The following is a 21,918-nucleotide window of genomic DNA, read 5'->3' on the forward strand; positions in this document are numbered from 1 at the left end:
AAAGCATCACCAACTCGGGTCATTCCCGCGAAAGCGGGAACCTCCGTTTCCCATTGCCGCCATCGCCAACAGAGGTCCCCGCTTTCGCGGGGATGACCCGGTGGTTGGGGAAGAAGTGTGCCATCATGCCCCGGGTGACCCGCACGCAGAAACCAGAACGCCCGTTCCGATAATCGGAACGGGCGCTCTGTAATCTTGAGTCTTTCGAACTCCAACCCTTATTGGGCAGGCGCCTCGGCAGGCGCTTCCTCGGCGGGGGCCGCCTCACCCTCGGTCGCCCCGTCCTCGAGGGCCTTCTGCGCCTCGACGGCGGCGGCGAGTTCGGGATCGGCGATCTCGACCGTGGCATTGTTCATCAGCGTATCGACCGTCGAACTGAAGGCGCGGATCATCGCTTGCTGCTGCAGTTGCTGGCCGAGTTGCTGCATCGAGGGCGGGCTCGACTGACGCTTTTCCTCGAGCTTGATGAGGTGCCAGCCGAAGTCTGACTGCACCGGCTCGGAAACCTGGCCGGCTTCGGTCAGCGCGGACGCCGCGTCCGCGAAGGGCTTGACCATCCTGTCGCTGGTAAAGAAGCCGAGGTCGCCGCCCTTGGAAGCGCTGCCCGGATCGATGGAATGCTCTTCGGCAAGCGCGGCGAAGTCGGCGCCGCCGTCGATCTCGCCCTTGAGCTGGCGGGCCTCCTCCTCGGTCTCGACGAGGATGTGGCGAGCGTGGATCTCCTCCTGCGACTGGAACTCGGCGACGTACTCGTCATAGAGCGCCTGCACCGCCTCGGGCGTGACCTGCGCGGCGATGACGTCGGCGAAATAATCCCGGCGCAGGGCCTGGTCCTCGAGATAGGCGAGGCGCTGCTGGAAGAGCGGCTCCTGGTCCATGCCCTCGGCCTTGGCCGCGCCTGCCATGACCTTCATGTCGATAAGGACGCGCACGAGGAATGCCCGGCGCTCCTCGGGAGGCATCTGCTGCAGTTCCTGGGCGAGGTCCTCGGCGGCAAAAGACAGGTCCGCCTCGGTGATCTCATCGCCGTCGACCGTAGCAACGACCGCCGCCGGGTCGGCCTGGGCAGCACCGGCCGGCTGCCCGGCGGCATCTGCCGGTGCCTGCGCTGGCGCGGCGTCCTGCGCCATGAGTTGCGGGGCGACTGCGGATCCCAGAAGCGCGATGACCAGCGCACCGGCGACGGGCGCGAAACGCTTGGAGACTTTGAACATAAAGGGAATTCTCCTTAACCGGCACGCGTTCTAGCGCCGGAGACGATGGGGGTCTTGAAAAAGACCTGGATCTCTGACGATGGCTCGTCCGGGCTCGTGGCCCTTGCGGCCTGCCCTGTCATGACAACGGGGCCAAAGTATGCCCGCCGACCGGCGCGGCGTTCACGATCGCGGCAAGTTGCGGCCGGGACGGGGTCCCGCTGGTGTCGCCCATTTCGGCGGCGTTGACAAGGCACCGGCGCACTCTTACATCTTCGGCGCTTTTCATGAGCATGGCCCGACCGGCGCCGAAGAGGCTTTATCCGGCAGGTCGTGCGGTCATCACCTGAGGCCCGGCAAGGGCGCTGACGCGGGCGGCAAGACCGGGCCCTCCTGTGCCCGAATGCCTACCCGACCCGCGCAGTTCGGCCCCGCCGGTCGCGGTGAAGTTGAAAAAGGACAAACTTACATGGCTCTAGCAGCGCTCGCCCGGAAGATTTTCGGGTCACCTTCGGACCGCGTCGTCAAGCGGTTTGCAGGCAAGGTGCACGAGATCAATGCGCTCGAGCCCGAACTCGAAAAGCTCTCGGACGAGGACCTGCGCTTGAGGACGCAGGCCTTCCGCGAACAGCTCGAAAAGGGCGCCAAGCTTGAGGACCTGATCGTGCCGGCCTTCGCGACCGTCCGCGAGGCGAGCAAGCGCACCCTCGGCATGCGTCACTTCGACGTACAGCTGATCGGCGGCATGGTCCTCAACGACCGCGCCATCGCCGAGATGCGCACCGGTGAAGGCAAGACTCTGGTGGCGACCCTTGCCGTCTATCTCAACGCCCTGACCGGCAGGGGCGTGCACGTGGTGACAGTCAACGACTATCTCGCCCGCCGCGACGCGGCCTGGATGGGTGAGATCTACAGCTTCCTTGGCATGACCACCGGCATCATCGTCCACGGCCTCAACGATGCCGAGCGCAAGGCGGCCTATGCCTGCGACATCACCTACGGCACCAATAACGAGTTCGGCTTCGACTACCTGCGCGACAACATGAAGTATAGCCGCGCCCAAATGGTCCAGCGCGGTCATGCCTATGCCATCGTCGACGAAGTGGACTCGATCCTGATCGACGAAGCGAGGACCCCGCTCATCATCTCGGGCCCGACCGAGGACCGCTCTGAGCTCTACCAGAAAATCGACGCCCTGATGCCGATCGTCGAGGAGGGGGATTTCGAGGTCGACGAGAAGCACCGCGCCGCGACCTTCACCGACCAGGGCATCGAGAAGCTCGAGGAAAGGCTCACCACCGATGGCCTGCTGAAAAGCGGCTCGCTCTACGACGTCGAGAACGTCGCTCTCGTCCATCACCTCAACTCGGCGCTGCGCGCCCACAAGCTTTTCTCCAAGGACAAGGACTACATCGTCCGCAACGACGAAGTGGTGATCATCGACGAGTTCACCGGCCGCATGATGCCGGGCCGGCGCTATTCGGAAGGTCTGCACCAGGCATTGGAAGCCAAGGAGCAGGTCAAGATCCAGCCCGAGAACCAGACGCTGGCCTCGATCACCTTCCAGAATTACTTCCGTCTCTACGACAAGCTCGCTGGCATGACCGGCACGGCTCTGACCGAGGCCGAGGAATTCGCCGACATCTACCGCCTCGAAGTGGTGACCGTACCGACCAACGTGCCGGTGCAGCGCCTCGATGAGGATGACGCCATCTATAGGACCGCGTCCGAGAAATTCGAGGCCATCGCCGATCTCATCAAGGAATGCCGCGACCGCGGTCAGCCGGTGCTGGTCGGCACCACCTCGATCGAGAAATCCGAGATGCTGGCGGCACTCCTGCGTCAGAAGAACGTCGGGGACCTGCAGGTCCTCAACGCCCGCTACCATGAGCAGGAAGCCTTTATCGTCGCCGATGCAGGCGTCTCCGGCGCCATCACCATCGCCACCAACATGGCCGGCCGCGGTACCGACATCCAGCTCGGCGGTAACCTCGACATGCGCATCGCGCGCGAATGCGAGGGGCTAGAAGGCGAGGCGCGCGAGGCCATGATCGCCGAGATCAAGGCTCAGATCGCTCTGGACAAGGAAAAAGCGCTGGCCGCCGGCGGTCTGATGGTCATCGGCACCGAGCGCCACGAGAGCCGACGCATCGACAATCAGCTGCGCGGCCGCTCCGGCCGCCAGGGCGACCCCGGGCACTCCAAGTTCTTCCTGTCGCTGCAGGACGATTTGATGCGCATCTTCCCGGTGGAATCCATGGATACCATGCTCTCGCGCCTCGGGCTCGAGGAAGGCGAGAGCATCACTCATCCGTGGGTGACCAAAGCCATCGAGCGCGCCCAGGGCAAGGTCGAGGCGCGCAACTTCGACATTCGTAAGAACATCCTCAAATACGACGACGTGATGAACGATCAGCGCAAGGCGATCTTCGAACAGCGTCTGGAATTCATGGACGCCGAGGATGTGAGCGAGACGACCACCGACATGCGCCACGATGTGGTGCAGTCGATCGTTGCCAAGGCCATTCCGCCGCGCTCCTATCCCGAGACCTGGGACGCCGAGCAGCTCGAGGCCGCCGCCAGGACCTTCCTCAATGTCACTGTGCCGGCTAAGGACTGGTTCGAGGAAGAGGGCATCGACCCCGAGACTGTCGAGGAGCGGTTGCGCAAGGTCGCCGACGACTACATGGCCGAAAAGGAAGCCCGCACCCTCAAGGCCATGGAAGAGGCTGGCCAGACCAATCCCACGATCATGCGCCAGGTGGAAAAGCAGGTCCTGCTGCAGTCGATCGACAGCCTTTGGCGCGAGCACCTGGCGACCCTCGACCACCTCTCCAAGGTCATCGGCTGGCGCGGCGTCGCCCAGCGCGATCCCCTGAACGAATACAAGCAGGAGGCCTACGAACTCTTCCAGGGCCTGCTGACGAGCCTGCGCGAGCTGGTGACGACGCAACTGAGCCATATCGAATTGCAGTTCCGCGCCCCGCCCCCGCCGCCGACCCCGGATCTCTCCAAGCTGCGCGAAGTGCATATCGACCCGCAGACCGGCGAGAACGAGCCGGAGACCGAAGCGGCCGGCGCAACCCTTGCCGCCCGGCCAGCAGCGGGCGCAACCGCCGCCGGCGCGGTCGGTGCAGCGGCATTGAAGCCCATCGACCCCAAGCTCCTTGTCGGCGTCTCGCGCAACGCCCCCTGCCCTTGCGGCTCGGGCAAGAAGTTCAAGCACTGCCACGGGGCCTTCTAGCTCGGCGGAGTCATCGGCTCTTTGAATATGGACCATTGAATGGTCCATATTCACCGTAGCCAAGTGGTGAAACCATGCAGATTTCGGTAACCGCCGCCAAAGCCCAGCTGACCGAACTTGTCCGTCGCGCCGAGGCGGGCGAGGACGTTGTGCTGACGCGGCATGGACAGCCGGTATTGCGTTTCGTGCCGGTCAAACCTGTGCCGACGGCAGAAGAAAAGCGCGCTGCTATCGATCGTATACTCGCCAAGGCAGCCAAGCGTCCGAAGTCCGACGTAAGCGCGGCGCGTAGTCAGGACTTTCTCTATAACGAGAACGGCCTGCCTGAATGATCGTTGTCGATACGTCCGCCCGCATCGCCATTATCCAGGGCGAGGAGGAGGCAGCTCGGTTGCGCGCGATCCTGGAGCGTGAAACATCTCTTGTCATCTCCGCAGGCACTCTGGCCGAAGTGCTGGTTGTCGCCACACTCCGCGATCTTCTGGACGATACGAGCGAACTCATCAAAGCGCTGGGACTCGAGGTCGTGCCGGTGACCGATTCTACGGCCGACCTCGTGCAACAGGCCTATTCGCGGTGGGGTAAGGGTAGAGACAGCGCCAAGTTGAATCTGGGAGATTGCTTTGCCTACGCCCTCGCCAAGGAGCGCAACTGCGCCCTTCTCGTTGTCGGCAACGATTTTTCCAGAACGACATCGAGGCGGCTATCTAGCCCTCAACAACTAACCCGCACTTCTCCATAGCCCGAAAGCCCGTCGGCATTGGCTGAGAGCACCGCGACGATGCAGCTGGTGCCCTCGAGCGCCATCGAACCGCCCACAACAATGGCCCTGTCGCCGGCAAAGGTGATCTCGGACTGGCCGACGCCCGCGACCGTGACCCGGCTCTCGGTGCCGCAGACCGCATAGTCGTCGCCGGCGGTGACGAGGAACCGCGTATCCTGCGGCACGCAATCGGTCAGCGGCCCGGCGCTGGCGTCCGTCGCCGCCTCGGCCGGCACAGCCGCTGCCGGTGTGCTTCCCGCCCGCCAGCTCTCTTCGAGGATCGCTAGCCGGTTCTCCAGCGCCTCGAGCACGGAGGTGTCCGCGCCCGTATCGGCCGGCGCCGGCGACGCGCTCACCTGCTGGCGGCCGAAGAGCTCGAGGCTGAGCTTGATCTGGGCGATGTCGGCAGCCATCCGCCGCATGTCGCGCTGCGTTTCGGTATAAACCCAGGCGGCCGCCGCGATGGCCGCCACCGCCACCAGTCCGACGACGAAGACGATGACCGCCGGCGTGCGCGAAGGGCGGGCGGCAGCGAGCGGAGGTCCGGCCGGCTCCACGGCCGCAGGGGGATCGTCGTCCCGACTGACGCCCCCGATAACCGACTTGTCCTCCACGCAACATACCCCCGTGTTTGGCGGACGCGCCAGGAAAGCGCGGCTGGCCACCCTAATAGCGCGACTGCGCCAGAATAATGATGGGTATCGCTAGAGCATGATACGAAAAAAGCCTGTCCCGGACTTGATCCGGAATGGGAACCGGTTTTCGCGAAAAATCCGCGCCACACACCCCTAGCCGCGGTTCAACCGCGGCATGGGAATTGGCGGGGCCTTGCCGGTCATCACCGGCACGATGCCGGCGTCCTTGCCGCCGAAGATGCTGCCGATGCCGCCGAAAAAACCGTTGACCGCCGTGCTCACCGCTTCGCCCCGTTGGGCGATGGCGACCCTTTCGGCCTCGGCCTTGTCGCGGCCGGCAAGGATATTGGCGACCTTGACCTCGTCCGCCTGCGTTTTGGCAACGAGCGCCGCCGATCTATTGAGGGAGGGGCACGGCCCTGCGGCATTGAGCGGGGCGTTGGCGGCGACGTTGAACACGTATTGCCGCTCACACACATCCCAGACCGGTGGCGTGCGGTTGATCTCGAAGAGGTCGTACCCTTCCTTGAGGTTCTTCCAGAACGCCATGTGCTGGTTGTCGTGATTGGCAGCGATGTTCTGCGCCGTCATCCGGAAGGGGAGGATCTGCAGCTGAAAGCTGGGATTGCCACCCTTGAAGGTCTCGCGGGCCAGCGCGTAAATCTCCGATATGCCCTCGTCGGTCATGGCGTAGCACCCGCGCGACGAGCAGTCGCCATGCACCATCAGGTCCGATCCGGTACGTCCGTAGGCGCGGTCGAACTTGTTGGGAAAGCCGGTGTTGAACGCCAGGTGATAGTTGGATCTCGGGTTCATCAGCCCCGGTGTGATCGTATAGAACCCTTCCGGGCTCTGCCGGTCGCCTTCCCTAAACTTGGGGCCGAGGTCGCCCGAATACGCACAGATTTCGTAGGTCTTGAGCAGACGATACTGGCCAGTGGCCGTCGAACGCTTCCACACCTCGAGCTGCCGCTCCTGCTTGAACATGCGGATCAGCATGGCTTCGCCGGGCGCCGAGCCGATGCCCTTGAGCGCGGCATGCATGGTGCTCGACAGCGGCACATTGTGGCGGTTGTCGCCGGACATGAACCCGCCGCAAGCTGCCAGCGACAGAGCGACCCAGACGAGGACGACAACCGACGAGATTTTGCGCAATAAGGACGAATGCAAGGGAAAACCGGACAGAAAAGGTGTGACTTTCTTTACCCTAACGCCCGGTTGGTTACGGGACCGTAAGAACTCACGGTGAACGGTTCCTTAACATGGCCTATGGAGCGCCGGAAGATGGCGGTTGCGTCATCACGACGGCGTGAGGGGAAACCCTTCGCGGACCAGGGTGTGTTGAGATTCAGGTCAGGCCGAGGCGAAAATGGTCGTTTTCGAGAACCGGAGCGCAGCGTACCTTGGGGTACGTGAGCACCGGAAGCGCAGAAAACGGGCATTTGCAGACCGGCATCACCTGAATATCAATACACCCGCTCAGCCCAGGCTCTGCCCTATGGCGATGAACTTCTCGCGGCGATGCTCGCGCAGCTCCAGCCGACCGCGTCCTTCGAAATCCTTCAGGAACTGGCCGATGGCCTTGCCGGTCTCTTCCATCACCTCCTGGGCGTGGCGGTGGGCGCCGCCCGGCGGCTCGGGGATGACGCCGTCGATGACCCCGAAGCTCAGAAGGTCGGGCGCGGTGATCTTCATGTTGTTGGCAGCGTCCTGCGCCTTGCCGGCGTCGCGCCAGAGGATGGAGGCGCCGGCCTCCGGCGAGATCACCGAATAGATGGCGTTCTCGAGCATCAGCACCCGGTTGGCCGTGGCAATGGCGATGGCCCCGCCCGAGCCGCCCTCGCCGATGATGACGGCAAGGTTGGGCACGCCCAGTTCCAGGCACTTTTCGGTCGAGCGGGCGATGGCCTCGGCCTGGCCGCGCTCCTCGGCGCCGATCCCGGGATAGGCCCCGGCCGTATCGACGAACGAGATCAGCGGGATGTTGAAGCGGTCCGCCATATCCATGATGCGCACTGCCTTGCGGTAGCCCTCGGGCCGAGCCATGCCGAAGTTATGCTTCAACCGCGTTTCAGTCGAATTGCCCTTCTCCTGGCCCAGGACCGCCACCGGCTGACCGGCAAAGCGCGCGAACCCGGTCTGCACGGCCGGATCCTCGGCGAATTTGCGGTCACCCGCGAGCGGCGTCCATTCGGTCAGGAGCGTCCTGGCATAGTCGGAAAAGTGCGGACGCTGCGGGTGGCGCGCGACCTGCGTGCGCTGCCACGGCGTCAGGCGCTTGTAGATATCGGAGAGCGCCTCCTCGGCGCGGGCGGAGAGGCGCGTGACTTCCTCGTCGATCGAGACGGCCTGGTCTGTCGTAGCAAGCGACTTCAGTTCCGCGATCTTGCCCTCGAGATCGGCGACCGGCTTTTCAAAATCGAGATAAGTCTGCATTCCACCTGCCCGTTTGGGGACTTGTTTGCGCGTGGGCGCTAAACCTTCGCGTCCACGCCGCTTGCCGGCGCGGCGATCTACAAGCGCCCTAAAGTGGCCGGAAAGTGGCGGGCCGGCAACAGCAAGTCAAGGCTGGCGGTTAACGCAGCAGGCAAACACATGGCTGCATCTAACTATCGGCGAGCGGATGGTGGCTCTCGACCAGTTCGCGCAGCTTCTCGTCGAGGACATGGGTATAGATCTGCGTGGTGGCGATGTCGGCATGGCCGAGCAGCGTCTGCACCACGCGCAAGTCCGCCCCGCCGGCAAGCAGATGGCTGGCGAAGGCATGGCGCAGGACATGGGGCGTCACCCGCTCGGCCGCGATGCCGGCGCGCCCGGCCAGCCCCTTGAGGTCGCGTCCGAACACCTGACGACTGAGATGCCCCTCCTCGCCATTGGCAGGAAACAGCAGCGGGCCGGGCGTGAGCGTCTCGACATAGGCTCGCACCGCATCGCGCGCCCGATCATTGATCGGCACCACCCGCTCCTTTCTGCCCTTGCCGATGACGGTGAGGAACGTGGCATCCCGCATCACCGCCGTGCGCTTGAGCGTGACGAGCTCGGTCACGCGCATGCCCGTCGCATAGGCGAGCTCGAGCAGTACGTAGAGCCGCAGCGCCGCCCGGCGTTTGGCCAGCGACAGCTCCGGCGCGCCGGCCTCCTGCTCGGCCAGTGCCAGCAGCCGGTCGACTTCGCCACGCGAGAGCACCTTGGGCAGGCCCCGGCGCGCTTTCGGCGAAGGAACGATCCGGGTCGGATCGTCGGGTCGCATCCCGTCGGACGCAAGGAACTTGTGGAATTGCCTGATCGCCGAGAGCCGGCGCGCGCTCGAGGAGGCGGCAAGGCCCTCCGCCTCGAGCGCGGCAAGATAGGCGGTGACGTGCTCGCGCCCAGCACCCTTGAGGCCCGTGCCCTTGCGGGCAAGATAGCCGGCATAGTCGGTAAGGTCGCGCCGATAGCTCTCGATGGTATTGGGCGCCGCGCCCCGCTCGGCACTCATCATCTCGAGGAAGGCTTCGACGAGATGGAGGTCGCGGGCGGTCAATCCCCGCCTCCAACATTCGGGGCGAGGTCCGGCAGGCCACCGCCCGACTCCCGCTGGGGTTCGGCAAGGAGATCTCGCGTCGGGATGCGCACCCGCACTTCTTTCTGCGTCGGCTCCACCATCGAGACGAGGACGATCATGCCGCCATAGACGAGGCCGGCAAGGAACAACAGGACGATGACGAGGCGGATAAGGGTTGGCATGGGCGCCCACAATGACAGTCGATGCAATCCGATACTATTATTGTAGCTAAATAGTTTCGATCCCGTAGGCGCCGCCGCGCTTCGTGATATATGACGTTGCCGCGACTGTCCCGATGTGAACATGACCATTCCCGCCCCTCTCGACCCGGCAGCCTTCATCGAAAAGAACCTCAAGCTGCAGCCGGCCCCGGCCCTGCCAGAGATTCGCCTCTATGCGGCCCATTCCGGCAGCCGGCTGCGGCGGCTCGTCGAGGCGGGGCCCGCCGGCGCGGCCGAGCACCCGCCCTACTGGGCCTATCACTGGGCCGGCGGAACCGTGCTTGCCCGCCATTTTCTCGACCGGCCGCAGACCGTTGCCGGCCGCCGCGTGCTCGATCTCGGCGCCGGCTCGGGCGTTGTCGGCATCGCCGCCATCAAGGCGGGTGCCGCGAGCGCGCTTGCCGCCGAGATCGACGGCAACGGGTGCGTCGCCATCGGCCTCAATGCCGCCGCCAACGGCGTTTGCCTTGCTGTCACCGGGAAGGATCTGACCGCGAACGAGCCGCCCGATGTCGACCTGGTGGCGGTCGGCGATCTCTTCTATGCGCGCGACCTTGCCCTTGCCGTCACCGCCTTTCTCGACCGGTGCCTCACGGCCGGGATCGAGGTTCTGATCGGCGATCCGGGCCGGGCGCACCTGCCCCATGCGCGGCTGCGGCGCATCGCGGAATATGCCGTGCCCGATTTCGGCGATGCCGTGCGGGGACCGGCCGGCGCGAGCGCCGTCTATGCCTTCGAGCCCGAGACTGCCGGACGCGCTGCTTGACAAGCTACCGCCCGACCGCTTGATACCGGCCCATGGACGATTTGCAAACGTACGATTTGCCAGCAACTGCAACCGAAACCGAGTGGCGAAGGTGACGCGCACCGACAGGGCCGGGCGCGCTGAGCGCACGCAAAAGCTCCTGCACCTGCTTGACGGGCGCCCACTGGTGCTGGTCGGCATGATGGGTGCCGGCAAGACCACGGTCGGCCGGCGCCTCGCCGCCCGGCTCGGCCGCCAGTTCCTCGACAGCGACGAAGAGATCGAGAAGGCCGCGCAGATGTCGATCCCGGAGATGTTCGCCGAACTCGGCGAGACCGAGTTTCGCTCGGGCGAGACACGGGTCATCGCCCGCATCCTTAGGGATAGCGACATCGTGCTCGCCACCGGTGGCGGCGCCTTCGTCAACGCCGAGACCCGCGCCCTCATCAAGTCGGTGGCGGTTTCGGTGTGGATCAAGGCCGATTTCGAGCTGCTCTTTGCCCGCGTGTCGCGCCGCTCCAACCGCCCGCTGCTCAAGACCGCCAACCCGCGCGAAACGCTGAGGAAGCTGATCGCGGAGCGCTACCCCGTCTACGAGCAAGCCGATGTAACAGTGGTCTCGCGCGACATGCCGCACGAGGCGGTGGCCAGCGACCTCGTCGAAGCGGTCATCGCCCATTTCTCGAGACAGGACCAGGCGAGCGCCGATGCCCGATGACCCCCAGACCGTCCACGTGCCGTTGGGCGAGCGCGCCTACGATATCCTCATCGGCGAGCGCCTCATCGACCAAGCCGGCGCCATCCTCAACGACCGCTTCCCCGGCCGCCGCTACGGCATCGTCACCGACGAGACGGTTGCGGGCGTCCAACTGCCGCGGCTCACAGCCTCGCTGGGTGCCGCCGGCATCGCCCATACCGAAATCGTGCTGCCGGAGGGCGAGGCCACCAAGTCGTGGGCGAGCCTGCAGACGGTCGTCGAAGGCCTGCTGGCGGCACGGCTGGAACGGCGCGACCTCGTTATCGCGTTCGGCGGTGGGGTCATCGGCGATCTTGCCGGCTTTGCCGCCGCCATCACCCGGCGCGGCATGGACTTCGTCCAGATGCCGACCAGCCTTCTGGCCCAGGTCGATTCCTCGGTCGGCGGCAAAACCGGCATCAATTCCCCGCACGGCAAGAACCTGGTCGGCGCCTTTCATCAGCCAAGGCTTGTCCTTGCCGACCTTTCGGCGCTCGACACCCTCTCGCCCCGCCAGTTCGCCGCCGGCTATGCGGAAGTCGTCAAGTACGGCCTCATCGACGACGAGGACTATTTCTTCTGGCTTGAAGCCAACCGCGCCGAGATCTTTTCCGGCGGTCCGGCGCGCGCCGAGGCGGTCGCTCGCGCCTGCGCCGCCAAGACCCGTTTCGTTCTGGCCGACGAGAAGGAGACGGGCGTGCGCGCCCTGCTCAATCTCGGCCACACCTTCGGCCATGCGCTGGAAAAAGACACCGGCTTTTCCGACCGTCTGCTGCACGGCGAGGGCGTCGCCATCGGCATGATGCTCGCCCACGCCTTCTCCGCACGGCTGGGGCTTGCGCCCTCGCAGGACACCGGCCGCATCGGCGCCCACCTCAAGTCCGCCGGCCTGCCGACGCAGCTTGCCGATATCGCGGGCGGCATCGGCTCGACCGATGCGCTGATGGCCGCCATCGCCCAGGACAAGAAGGTCGAGCGCGGCGCTTTGACCTTCATCCTGACCCGGGGCATCGGCAGGGCGTTCATCGAAAAGAACGTCGATCCACATTCCGTCACGCAATTCCTCGAGGAGGTGCGGACCAAATGAACCTCTGGCTGTCTTCAATCGCTATCGTCCTGCTCCTGGCCGTAAGCTTTTTCTTTTCCGGCTCGGAAACGGCGCTGACCGCCGCCTCGCGGGTGCGCATGCATCAGCTCGCGCGCGCCGGCGACCGGCGGGCCGGCATCGTCGAGACGCTCTCGATCGAGAAGGAACGGCTGATCGGCTCGCTGCTGCTCGGCAACAACATCGTCAACATCCTCGCCTCGGCGCTGGCGGCGAGCGTTTTGATCCAGATCTTCGGCGACGCCGGCATCGCCTATGCAACGCTGGTCATGACCGCCGCAGTCGTCATCTTCTCGGAGGTGCTACCCAAGACCCTGGCGCTGATGCGCCCCGATGCCTTCGCGGTCACCGTCGCCCCGGTGATCCGCATCATCGTCATCGTCTTCGCCCCGATAACGCTCGCCGTGCAGGCGATCGTCAACACCATCCTCAAGGGCTTCGGGCTCGATGCCGACAAGGCCAGCGCCATTTCCGGGCACGACGAGATCCGTGGCACTGTCGACCTGCTGCATTCAGAAGGAGAGGTGGTCAAAGGCGACCGCGACATGCTGGGAGGCATCCTCGACCTCAAGGAGCTGGCGGTCAGCGATGTGATGGTGCACCGCACGCAGATGATGACGCTCGACGCCAACCTGCCGCCGCCCGAACTGGTGCGCGAGGTGCTCGAGAGCGCCTATACGCGCATTCCCGTCTATGACGGCGAACAGGAGAACATCATCGGCGTTCTCCACGCCAAGGACGTGCTGCGCGCGATCCTGCGGGCCAAGGGCGATCCGACGGGCCTCGACGTCCGCGAGATCATGACCAAGCCCTGGTACGTGCCCGAATCCATGCCCGTCCAGACCCAGCTCGCCCAGTTCCTCAAGCGCCACATGCACATGGCGCTGGTGCTCGACGAATACGGCGTCGTCGAGGGCCTCGTCACTCTCGAGGACATCATCGAGGAGATCGTCGGCGACATCTCCGACGAGCACGACGAGCCGGACGACGAGGCCATGCACGGGGTCAAGCGCCAGCCGGACGGCAGCTACGTCATGGACGCCTCGATCCCCATCCGCGACATCAACCGCGCCCTCGACTGGCAGCTTCCCGACGAGGACGCCAATACCGTTGCCGGGCTCGTCATCAACGCCGCCAAGATCATCCCCACTGTCGGCGAGGAGTTCGAGGCGCACGGGTTCCGATTCAAGGTGTTGGGTCGCGAACGGCAGCGGGTGACACGGGTCAAGGTCACGCCGCTGGGGTGAGCCGGACGAAGGCGTTCGGATGTCACGATTCGGTGCTGGCGTCCTTGCCCGCACTCGACCCTTTTCGCCGCCACCCTCACCGAGATCCTAACGCCGCATATTACCCTCATCGAGCGACGGCAGCCCAAGAGCACGCTGCGCCCAGGGCAGCGCTGTGGATAGCTGCTCGCGTTGCACGCGGCGCACATTGGGCGCATCGGGAATGATCGGCAGGCCCGCGCGGGCGGCAAAGAAGCCGGCAACGGTCGCCGCGATCGCCGGCGCATCGGGCAGGATCTCTTCCGGCGCCGGACCGCCCTCATAGGCAAGGCTGGGCAGCCAGAAGCCGAGATCGACTTGGCGGTTGGAAAGGCAAGCCTCGGCCCAGTCGACGAGCTTGGCGCGCCCACCGACAAAGCACATGTTGTCGCTGCGCAGGTCAAGATGGGTCAGGGCGCTGCCGGCGAGCTCGCACGACGCCTCGGCTGCCATGAGTGTCGGCAACGCGGCCTCTAGCCAGTCCGCCGAGACCAGCCCAAGGGCAAGGAAGGGCGCCGGATCGGCCGCGACCGTCGGCCAGCCCGCCTCCCGTCCGGTGAGCAGGCCGCCGGCCGGCAGGTCGGCCGGTGTCTGATGCATGGACGCGATCGTATCGAGGGCGATGTCGATCGTCCGCCTCGTCCAAGGCGGCGGCCATGTCGCCCCGCTGAGGTCCTCGGTGACGAGAAGCGGGCGCTCGTCATCCGTGTCGCAGCCGACAAACCCGGGCATGAACGGCGCGGAAATCTGCTGATAGGCGTTGATCTCCCGGTTGAGGAGCCGCGCGGTCAGCGCCGTGGTGCCGGCCTTGACGAATGCCGAGCGCCCGCCACGAGCGACAACATATCGCGCCGCCGGCGTATAGCCTCCCCTGATCTCGCGCCAAGACTCCGGCTCCCAGCCGAGGATCGCGCCGACGCGGGCCTTGATCGAGAGGATGAACGGTTCGTCGCTCATGGCGGCAGCTCATACGCGGCTGTAGGGGATGCCCCGGTTGCGCCAACCGGGGTTTCAATGCCTCTTGCATTCGGGGTACGGTGATCCCAAATCACACGCGATCCGGCAATTCATAGGGCCCGCCCGGCGGCAGCACCTCGATCGCCAGGGCGTGCACGCGCCCTTTCAATTCGGCATCGAGCGTTTCCATCACCTCGCGGTGTTGCGCAACGCGGCTCGAACCCGCAAAATGGCGGGTCGCGATTCTGACACGGAAATGGGTTTCACCACCTTCACGCCAGCCGGCATGGCCGAAGTGCCGGCTGGATTCGTCGATCACTTCGAGATGGTCGGGCTGGAAACGGCCGGAAAGCTTTTCGATAATGGTGTCGCGCACGGTCATGACTGGCCTGAATTGAGTGTTTGTGACTTTTGAACCAACTGGACTGTAACTAGGCGCTATGAAGTTCGAATCCAAGCTCTTCGATGGGATCCGCATCCGCCCCCGGCGCGAGGAGAAGCCGCGGGTGGAGACCCCGCGCTGCGCCTGGGAAGGCTGCGACCAGCCCGGGCTCTACAAGGCCCCTAAGGGCCACCGCGCCGAAGGCCAGTACCATAATTTCTGCCTCGAGCACGTGCGCCACTACAACACCGCGTTCAACTTCTTTGCCGGCATGAGCAAGGAGGAGCTGGAGGAAACGCTGCATGCCCCGCCGCGTCCGGAAGGCCGCCCGAGCTTTGCCACCGGCCAAGCGGGGATGCGTTCCTCGAGCACGGCCCGCACTGCCGGCATGCGTCCGGGAGACAAGTTCGGCGACCCCTTCGGGGTCTTTGCCCGCTATCGCTGGCGTCAGGGCAAGACCGAACCGAGTGAGCGCGTCCGGCCGCTCAACGAGCCGGACCGGCGTGCGCTCGAAACCCTCGGCATCACCGGCCGGGCCAAGTCCGACGAGATCAAGTCCGCCTACAAGGCCCTCGTCAAGCTGCACCATCCGGACGCCAATGGCGGTAACCGGGCCTCCGAGGATCGCCTGCGCGCCATCATTGCGGCCTACTCGCACTTGAAGAAAGCCGGTTTCGTCGCCCGATGAACGTTTGGGCCCCATCCGCGCCCGGCGCTATCCCCCCAACAGCAATACTGCTATAGAGCGCGGCGACATTTTAGGATTTGCCGCCTGTCCCTTCCCAAGAGCCTGCCGATATGACTGAATTCACCAACCTGCCGGACACCCAGTTCAAGGCCCGCGACCTGTTCGGCATCGACACCGACATGGTCGTGCCCGGTTATGCCGCAGCCACCGAACACGTGCCGCCGATCGATCCGGATTACCTCTTCGACCGCAACACCACGCTCGCCGTCCTTGCCGGCTTCGCCTTCAACCGGCGCGTGATGGTGCAGGGTTATCACGGCACCGGCAAATCCACTCACATCGAGCAGATCGCCGCCCGGCTCAACTGGCCGCTGGTACGCGTCAACCTCGACAGCCATGTCAGCCGCATCGACCTCGTCGGCAAGGACGCCATCGTCCTCAAGGACGGCCAGCAGATAACCGAGTTCCGCGACGGCATCCTGCCCTGGGCTGTGCAGAACAACATCGCGCTCGTCTTCGACGAATACGACGCCGGCCGCCCCGACGTGATGTTCGTCATCCAGCGCGTGCTGGAGGTCGCCGGACGCCTGACGCTGCTCGACCAGAACCGGGTGATCACGCCGCATCCGGCTTTCCGCCTGTTCTCGACCACCAACACCATCGGCCTCGGCGATACCTCCGGCCTCTATCACGGCACCCAGCAGATCAACCAGGGCCAGATGGACCGCTGGAGCCTTGTCGTCACCCTCAACTACCTGGCGCACGACAAGGAAGTCGGCATCGTTCTGGCCAAGGCCAAGAGCTATGCGACAACCGACAAGGGCAGAAAGACCGTCTCCAACATGGTGCGGATGGCGGATCTTACCCGCTCGGCCTTCATCAACGGCGACCTCTCGACGGTGATGAGCCCGCGAACGGTGATCACCTGGGCCGAGAATACCGAGATTTTCGGCGACCTCGGCTTTGCCTTCCGCCTGACCTTCCTCAACAAGTGCGATGAGCTCGAGCGCCCGGTGGTGGCCGAATTCTACCAGCGCGTCTTCGGAGAGGACTTGCCGGAATCCTCCGCCAATCTGGCGGTGACGGCCTGATCGAGATTGCAGCGCTCTTAGATCGCCCTCTCCCAACCTCCCTCATCGAGGGGGAGGTGCCAGCCGGTGGTCCCTGCGCGATCCAGCCACATCCACGCAGCTCACCTCCCCCCTTGTGGGGGAGGCCGGGAGGGGGGTAATCCCAAAGCCACGACGGCCCGACATAAAGCCGTCAACGCCCAACGAGCAACAGCCATGGCCCAGAACATCTACGACGATGCGGCCTTTTTCGAAGGGTACAGCCAGTTCCCGCGCTCGCGCGAGGGCTTAGCCGGTGCACCCGAATGGCCGGCGCTGAGGGCCATTCTCCCGCCCGTGCGGGGCAAGCGCGTGCTCGATCTCGGCAGCGGGTTCGGTGCCTTCTGCCGCTGGGCAGTCGAGGAAGGTGCCATCGAGGTCACCGGCGTCGACCTTTCGCGCAAGATGATCGCAGCGGCGAGAGACCGCGGTCCGGGCCTTCCGATCCACTATATTGAGGCGGACCTCGAGACCTTTGAGCCCGAGGCGGACACCTACGACCTCGTCTACTCCTCGCTCGCGGTACACTACCTTGCCGACTTCGGCGCGTTCTGTCGGAAGGTGCGCAGGGCGCTCTCGCCCGACGGGCGCCTGGTCTTTTCCATGGAGCACCCTATCTTTGCCGCGCGCGCCGAGCCCGAATGGATGACCGACGCCAGTGGCGAGCGGGTCTTTGCGCTTAGGGACTATGCCCGCGAGGGCGAGAGGGTGACCAATTGGGTCGTCGATGGCATCGTCAAATATCACCGCAAGATCTCTACGGTGATCATGACGCTTCTTGCCAGCGGCTTTGCCATCGATGCTATGGATGAGTGGAGCCCCGATCAGGTGGCGCTCGCCGCCAATCCCGCTCTTACAGACGAAATCGTGCGGCCGATGCTGCTGCTTATTGCAGCGCGTCCGGTCGCGCCCGCAACCATCGATCCCGGACCGTAAGCCATGGCCCAGCGACTGCCGCCGAGCAAACCCAACAAACCCGATACCACCCAGGCGTTCAAATCAGCCGTGGGCGCGACGGTGCGTGCGGTGGGCGGCAAGGCGGACCTCGAGGTTTCCTTCACCGCCGACCGGCCGCTGCTGACCTCCGACAAGGCCCGGCTCGCCAACCTGCCGCGCCTGCCCACGCGCCGCGACATCGCAATCGCTCGCGGTCAGGGCGACGCCATGGCCATGCGGCTGGCGAGCCACGACCCCGACACCCACCGCCGCCGTGCGCCTGCCGATCCGGACGCGCGCGCCGCGTTCGATGCGCTCGAGCAGGCACGCGTCGAAGCCCTCGGCTGCATCCGCATGCCGGGCATGACCGGCAATATCGGCGAGATGCTCGAGGACAAGCTCTTTCGCGCCAACATGGCCGAGGTTTCCGACAAGGGCGATGCGCCGATCGCCGAGGCGCTCGGCCTGATGCTGCGCGAAAGGCTCGCGGGCCTGCCCGTGCCGCCCTCGGGCCATGCGCTGGTCGATCTCTGGCGCGCCGAGGTCGAGGACAAGGCTCAGGGCTCGCTCGACTCGCTTTTGACCCGTTTTGAGGACCAGGACGAGTTCGCCAAGGCGGCAAGGGCCCTGCTGCGCGATCTCAACCTCGTGCCCGACAGCGAGCTCGACAACGAGGAAGGCGACGAGGGCGAGGGCGACGAGCAGCAGCCCGATCAGGCCCAGGGCTCGGAAGAGGCGCCCGAGGAAGGCAAGGGCGAGAACGAGAGCCAGGACGCCGACCAGGACGATGCCTCGGGCGAGAGCCAGGAGACCGGCGACGTCGAGGGCATGGAAGCCGAAATGGCCGACATCGACGAAGATGCGGCGAGCGAAGCCGGCGAGGACGCCCCCATGCCTCCGCCGGCCAAGGACGGCGGCGAGCGCGGCACCAACCAGTTTCAGTACAAGGTCTTCACCACCAAGTTCGACGAGATCGTCAAGGCCAGCGAGCTCTGTCCCGCCGACGAGCTCGACCAGTTGCGGGGGCTCCTCGACAAGCAACTCGAGAACCTGGCCGGGGCAGTCGCGCGCCTTGCCAACAAGCTGCAGCGCCGCCTCATGGCCAAGCAGAATCGCTCGTGGACCTTCGATCTCGAGGAGGGCCTGCTTGATACCGCCCGCCTCACCCGCGTCATCATCGATCCCCTGGCCGCCCTCTCCTTCAAGGTCGAGAACGACACCGATTTCCGCGACACGGTGGTGACGCTCCTCATCGACAATTCCGGCTCGATGCGCGGCCGGCCGATCACCATCGCGGCCATCTGCGGCGATATCCTGGCCAGGACCCTCGAGCGTTGCGGCGTCAAGGTCGAGATCCTCGGCTTTACCACCCGCGCCTGGAAGGGCGGCAAAAGCCGGGAAGCCTGGCTCGAGGCCAACCGCCCGGCCAACCCCGGACGCGTCAACGACGTCCGTCACATCATCTACAAGGCCGCCGACGAGCCCTGGCGCCATGCGCGGCGTAACCTCGGCCTGATGATGCGCGAGGGGCTCCTCAAGGAAAACATCGACGGCGAGGCCCTGCAATGGGCCGAGAAGCGCCTGATGGGACGCCCCGAGAACCGCCGCATCCTGATGGTTATTTCGGATGGTGCGCCGGTCGACGACTCGACCCAGTCGGTCAATGCCGGCAACTACCTCGAAGCCCATCTGCGTCAGGTGATCGAGGAGATCGAGACCCGCTCGCCCATCGAGCTGGTCGCCGTCGGCATCGGCCATGACGTCACCCGCTACTACCGGCGCGCAGTGACGCTCCTCGACGCTGAAGAGCTGGCTGGGGCGCTGACCGACGAGTTGGCCGCTCTCTTCGACGAACCGCCCCCGGGTTACAGCCGCCGGAGCAGCATCTGATGCAGGATCGGTGCCGGCGGCGCCTCGTTCATCTCGCTTGCGCCGCTCTCCTTATCCCCGCCGGTCTCGAGGCGGCCGAGGTTGCCGTGCAATCGCGCCAGCTCGAGCGGTTCGAGGGGGTTGCGGCCGGCGAGCAGATCGGCGGCCTCGTCTGGCGCGGCGGCATCGAGATGATAAGCCGCGACGACGCCTTCGGCGGCTTTTCCGGTATCGGCTTCGTCAGTCCCGCCCACCATCTCGTCATGGTCTCGGACCGCGGCAATTTTGTTTCCGGGCAGTTGATCTACGACGATGCCGGCCATCCGTTGGCGCTTATCGGCGTCGAGGTCGAGGCCATCCAGAACTCGCAGGGCGCCCCGCTGCCGCGCGCCTTCAGCCGCGACGCCGAGGCGCTCGACGTCATCTACCGCGATGGCCGTCCGGCGGCGCTCCGCGTCGGCTACGAGAACCTGACGCGCGTCGCCGACTTCGCCCTCTCCGGCAACCGGCCCGGCGGGCCGGCCCGCGAGATTCCCATTCCCGACTGGCTGGCCGGCACGCGCACCAATCAGTCGCTGGAATCGGTCTGCATTGCCCCGCCAGCTTCCCCCATCGCCGGGTCGACGCTGCTGTTGACCGAAGGGGTGACGGACCGGAACGGTGACCATGTCGGCTGGTTCCTCGGCAACCGCGACAAAGGTCCAGTCACCTTCCGTGGCACGCTCGATCTCAGCCCCAGCGACTGCGCATTCCTGCCCAATGGCGACCTGCTGGTCCTCGAGCGCGGCACGGGCATGCTGAGCTTCACCATGGCCCTGCGGCGCGTTCCCGCCACTAAGGTGCGGCCCGATACGCTGATGGAAGGCGAGGTGCTGTTGAGCGCTGCGGGCAGTGGCATCGACAACATGGAAGGGATCGCCGTCCACACCGCACCCGGCGGCGAAACCCGCATCACCCTCGTCTCCGACGACAATTTCAACGGCTGGCAGCGCAACCTGCTGCTGGAGTTCGCGCTGGCCCGATAGGGCGAGCTCGAAGGTCGGAAGGCGCGCGATAGTCTCACAAGCATAGAGTCATCCCCACGGAAAGTGGGGACCTCTGTTTGCGGGGCTGGCAGGGGAAACGGAGGTTCCCGCTTTCTCGCGGGAATGACGCCGTGGAAATTGGCTCCCTCCGCCGCAACACACCCTAGGCGAGTGCGGCGCTGCGGTCGGCTATCAGACTGCGCAGCACCCTGTACGGCGCCAGCAGCGCCAGGGCCACCAGCATCTTGACGATGAAATCGCCCGCCGCCAGCGACACCCAGAGCGGCACCTCGCCCCCGACCCCGAGGAACGGCACGGGGAACGCGAGCGAGCCGTCCGACCGCCCGAGGCCGGTGTCGAGGACGGCAAAGCTTGCCGAAAAGGCGACCCCGAAGAAGAGGACAGTATCGATCACCGAGCCGAGGAGCGAGGAGGCGAGCGGCGCGCGCCACCAATGCGGCGAGGCGCGCAGGCGATCGAAGATGACGACGTCGAGGGTCTGGGCGAGGAGGAAAGCCGTGCCCGAAGCGATGGCGATGCGCGGGCTCGCCACCGCTACCGACCAGACAATGGCGATGGCAAAGCCGACATAGACCACGCGGCGCGCGATCACCGGGCCGAAATGCCGGTTGGTGAGGTCGGTGACGAGAAAGGCGACCGGATAGGTAAAGGCGCCCCAGGTAAGGATGTCGGCAAGGTTGATGGGGCCGAGCTGCGCCGCGACCGGGAATTGCACCAGGTAGTTGGAGGCCACGACAACTGCGACCATGGCGGCAACCGCCACCAGGAAACGAGAAAGCATCAGAATGCACCTCTTGTCTGACCGCTGGCCGGCATCAGACCGGGGCGGGGTGATGGACGCGGGCTCGTGCCCGCTCGGGAGATACCCCCCTCCCAGCCTCCCCCACAAGGCGGGAGGTGTGGTTTGGTGCTCGTGGCACAATCTTGCCAAACCCACCAGACCGGCACCTCCCCCCTTGTGGGGGAGGTTGGGAGGGGGCCCACACGGAGAACGCAGCCGACCAAAAACAAACCGCGCGAACCCGGACGGGGCCGCGCGGCCAAAGCCGTTGGCGCTTCGCCTTACGAAGCGAGGGTTGCGCGCACTTCCTTCTTGAGGCCGAGGGCGAGCGGGGAGAGGTCCGCATCGTCCTGCTTCAGGAGGAAGGCATCGAGCCCGCCGCGGTGCTCGACCGTGCGCAGGGCCGCGGCCGAGATACGCAGCTTGACCGGACGCGAAAGCGCATCCGAAATCAGCGTCACGTTGAGGAGGTTGGGCAGAAACCGACGACGGGTCTTGTTGACCGCGTGGCTGACGGTATTGCCGGTCATAACGCCCTTGCCGGTCAGTTCGCAGCGCCGTGCCATTGGTGTTGTCCTTGTTCTAGCAAAACGGCCCTGCCGGCGGGACGAGCCCCGCAGCGGGCCTGAGGTGTTCTTGAAATCCGAGCGCGTGATAGTCAAAAGCGCCGTCCACGTCAAGCGCAGAGCGTGCTCGAGG

Annotated in this window: 22 protein-coding genes; 12 read left to right on the forward strand and 10 right to left on the reverse strand. The window is 65.4% G+C overall.

Annotated features, from left to right (window positions below):
* Window positions 1-218 precede the first annotated feature (218 nt).
* Complete coding sequence (locus QQK18_RS06850) at window positions 219-1,214, reverse strand: peptidylprolyl isomerase (protein ID WP_284339552.1); 996 nt, start codon at window positions 1,212-1,214, stop codon at window positions 219-221.
* A 448-nt stretch (window positions 1,215-1,662) separates the two neighbouring features.
* Between QQK18_RS06850 and secA the strand changes: the two genes are divergently transcribed.
* The 3 genes from secA to QQK18_RS06865 all read left to right on the forward strand — a co-directional run bounded on the left by secA (window position 1,663) and on the right by QQK18_RS06865 (window position 5,179).
* On the forward strand, window positions 1,663-4,437 hold the full coding sequence (gene secA, locus QQK18_RS06855; RefSeq protein ID WP_284339553.1) for a preprotein translocase subunit SecA: 2,775 nt from the start codon (window positions 1,663-1,665) through the stop codon (window positions 4,435-4,437).
* 74 nt (window positions 4,438-4,511) lie between these two features.
* A complete protein-coding gene (locus QQK18_RS06860) occupies window positions 4,512-4,769 on the forward strand; it encodes a type II toxin-antitoxin system Phd/YefM family antitoxin (RefSeq protein WP_284339554.1) in 258 nt (85 codons plus the stop codon).
* Complete coding sequence (locus QQK18_RS06865) at window positions 4,766-5,179, forward strand: type II toxin-antitoxin system VapC family toxin (RefSeq protein ID WP_284339555.1); 414 nt, start codon at window positions 4,766-4,768, stop codon at window positions 5,177-5,179. The genes QQK18_RS06860 and QQK18_RS06865 overlap by 4 nt, the downstream gene beginning before the upstream one ends.
* Here the strand turns inward: QQK18_RS06865 and QQK18_RS06870 are convergent.
* The 5 genes from QQK18_RS06870 to QQK18_RS06890 all read right to left on the reverse strand — a co-directional run bounded on the left by QQK18_RS06870 (window position 5,152) and on the right by QQK18_RS06890 (window position 9,561).
* Entirely contained in the window at window positions 5,152-5,814 is a 663-nt protein-coding gene (locus QQK18_RS06870; RefSeq protein ID WP_284339556.1) for a hypothetical protein, read from the reverse strand. The genes QQK18_RS06865 and QQK18_RS06870 overlap by 28 nt on opposite strands.
* A gap of 174 nt (window positions 5,815-5,988) precedes the next feature.
* Window positions 5,989-6,921, reverse strand: coding sequence for a L,D-transpeptidase family protein (locus tag QQK18_RS06875; RefSeq protein ID WP_284339557.1), 933 nt, complete (start codon window positions 6,919-6,921; stop codon window positions 5,989-5,991).
* 393 nt (window positions 6,922-7,314) lie between these two features.
* Window positions 7,315-8,271, reverse strand: a complete 957-nt coding sequence (locus tag QQK18_RS06880) for an acetyl-CoA carboxylase carboxyltransferase subunit alpha (RefSeq protein WP_284339558.1) — start codon at window positions 8,269-8,271, stop codon at window positions 7,315-7,317.
* 169 nt (window positions 8,272-8,440) lie between these two features.
* Entirely contained in the window at window positions 8,441-9,358 is a 918-nt protein-coding gene (locus QQK18_RS06885; RefSeq protein ID WP_284339559.1) for a site-specific tyrosine recombinase XerD, read from the reverse strand.
* Window positions 9,355-9,561 (reverse strand): histidine kinase, encoded by a 207-nt coding sequence (locus QQK18_RS06890; RefSeq protein ID WP_284339560.1) that lies wholly within the window; start codon window positions 9,559-9,561, stop codon window positions 9,355-9,357. The genes QQK18_RS06885 and QQK18_RS06890 overlap by 4 nt, the downstream gene beginning before the upstream one ends.
* A 121-nt stretch (window positions 9,562-9,682) precedes the next feature.
* On the opposite strand from QQK18_RS06890, the gene QQK18_RS06895 reads away from it, so the two are divergent.
* From QQK18_RS06895 to QQK18_RS06910, 4 genes are all read left to right on the forward strand, one after another.
* Entirely contained in the window at window positions 9,683-10,366 is a 684-nt protein-coding gene (locus tag QQK18_RS06895) for a class I SAM-dependent methyltransferase (protein WP_284339561.1), read from the forward strand.
* Window positions 10,367-10,448: 82 nt separating this feature from the next.
* Complete coding sequence (locus tag QQK18_RS06900; RefSeq protein WP_284339562.1) at window positions 10,449-11,063, forward strand: shikimate kinase; 615 nt, start codon at window positions 10,449-10,451, stop codon at window positions 11,061-11,063.
* Window positions 11,053-12,168: a 3-dehydroquinate synthase gene (gene aroB, locus QQK18_RS06905; RefSeq protein ID WP_284339563.1), complete on the forward strand. Its 1,116-nt coding sequence runs from the start codon at window positions 11,053-11,055 to the stop codon at window positions 12,166-12,168. Before QQK18_RS06900 ends, aroB begins: the two co-directional genes overlap by 11 nt.
* Window positions 12,165-13,433: an HlyC/CorC family transporter gene (locus tag QQK18_RS06910; protein WP_284339564.1), complete on the forward strand. Its 1,269-nt coding sequence runs from the start codon at window positions 12,165-12,167 to the stop codon at window positions 13,431-13,433. Before aroB ends, QQK18_RS06910 begins: the two co-directional genes overlap by 4 nt.
* A gap of 87 nt (window positions 13,434-13,520) precedes the next feature.
* Here QQK18_RS06910 and QQK18_RS06915 read toward each other — a convergent pair whose 3' ends face one another.
* Together QQK18_RS06915 and QQK18_RS06920 are read right to left on the reverse strand one after the other, a co-directional pair.
* Window positions 13,521-14,408: a phosphotransferase gene (locus QQK18_RS06915; protein WP_284339565.1), complete on the reverse strand. Its 888-nt coding sequence runs from the start codon at window positions 14,406-14,408 to the stop codon at window positions 13,521-13,523.
* 91 nt (window positions 14,409-14,499) lie between these two features.
* Entirely contained in the window at window positions 14,500-14,790 is a 291-nt protein-coding gene (locus QQK18_RS06920; RefSeq protein ID WP_284339566.1) for a BolA family protein, read from the reverse strand.
* Window positions 14,791-14,848: 58 nt separating this feature from the next.
* Between QQK18_RS06920 and QQK18_RS06925 the strand changes: the two genes are divergently transcribed.
* From QQK18_RS06925 to QQK18_RS06945, 5 genes are all read left to right on the forward strand, one after another.
* The gene (locus QQK18_RS06925; protein WP_284339567.1) at window positions 14,849-15,478 is read left to right on the forward strand and encodes a J domain-containing protein; all 630 of its coding nucleotides are present in this window, start codon (window positions 14,849-14,851) and stop codon (window positions 15,476-15,478) included.
* Window positions 15,479-15,588: 110 nt separating this feature from the next.
* Window positions 15,589-16,569 carry a cobaltochelatase subunit CobS gene (gene cobS, locus QQK18_RS06930; RefSeq protein ID WP_284339568.1) on the forward strand — a complete coding sequence of 327 codons (981 nt, stop codon included), beginning with the start codon at window positions 15,589-15,591 and terminating at the stop codon, window positions 16,567-16,569.
* Between the two features lie 195 nt (window positions 16,570-16,764).
* Window positions 16,765-17,523: a class I SAM-dependent methyltransferase gene (locus QQK18_RS06935; protein WP_284339569.1), complete on the forward strand. Its 759-nt coding sequence runs from the start codon at window positions 16,765-16,767 to the stop codon at window positions 17,521-17,523.
* Between the two features lie 3 nt (window positions 17,524-17,526).
* Window positions 17,527-19,413 carry a cobaltochelatase subunit CobT gene (gene cobT / locus QQK18_RS06940; RefSeq protein ID WP_284339570.1) on the forward strand — a complete coding sequence of 629 codons (1,887 nt, stop codon included), beginning with the start codon at window positions 17,527-17,529 and terminating at the stop codon, window positions 19,411-19,413.
* Complete coding sequence (locus tag QQK18_RS06945) at window positions 19,413-20,417, forward strand: esterase-like activity of phytase family protein (protein WP_284339571.1); 1,005 nt, start codon at window positions 19,413-19,415, stop codon at window positions 20,415-20,417. Before cobT ends, QQK18_RS06945 begins: the two co-directional genes overlap by 1 nt.
* A 163-nt stretch (window positions 20,418-20,580) precedes the next feature.
* Here the strand turns inward: QQK18_RS06945 and QQK18_RS06950 are convergent, their stop codons facing one another.
* Window positions 20,581-21,219: a queuosine precursor transporter gene (locus QQK18_RS06950; RefSeq protein ID WP_284339572.1), complete on the reverse strand. Its 639-nt coding sequence runs from the start codon at window positions 21,217-21,219 to the stop codon at window positions 20,581-20,583.
* A gap of 281 nt (window positions 21,220-21,500) precedes the next feature.
* Window positions 21,501-21,785 (reverse strand): 50S ribosomal protein L28, encoded by a 285-nt coding sequence (gene rpmB / locus QQK18_RS06955; RefSeq protein ID WP_284339573.1) that lies wholly within the window; start codon window positions 21,783-21,785, stop codon window positions 21,501-21,503.
* Window positions 21,786-21,918: the final 133 nt, after the last annotated feature.

It is taken from the genome of Devosia nitrariae, assembly GCF_030160115.1.
GTDB classification, from domain to species: Bacteria; Pseudomonadota; Alphaproteobacteria; order Rhizobiales; family Devosiaceae; genus Devosia; species Devosia nitrariae.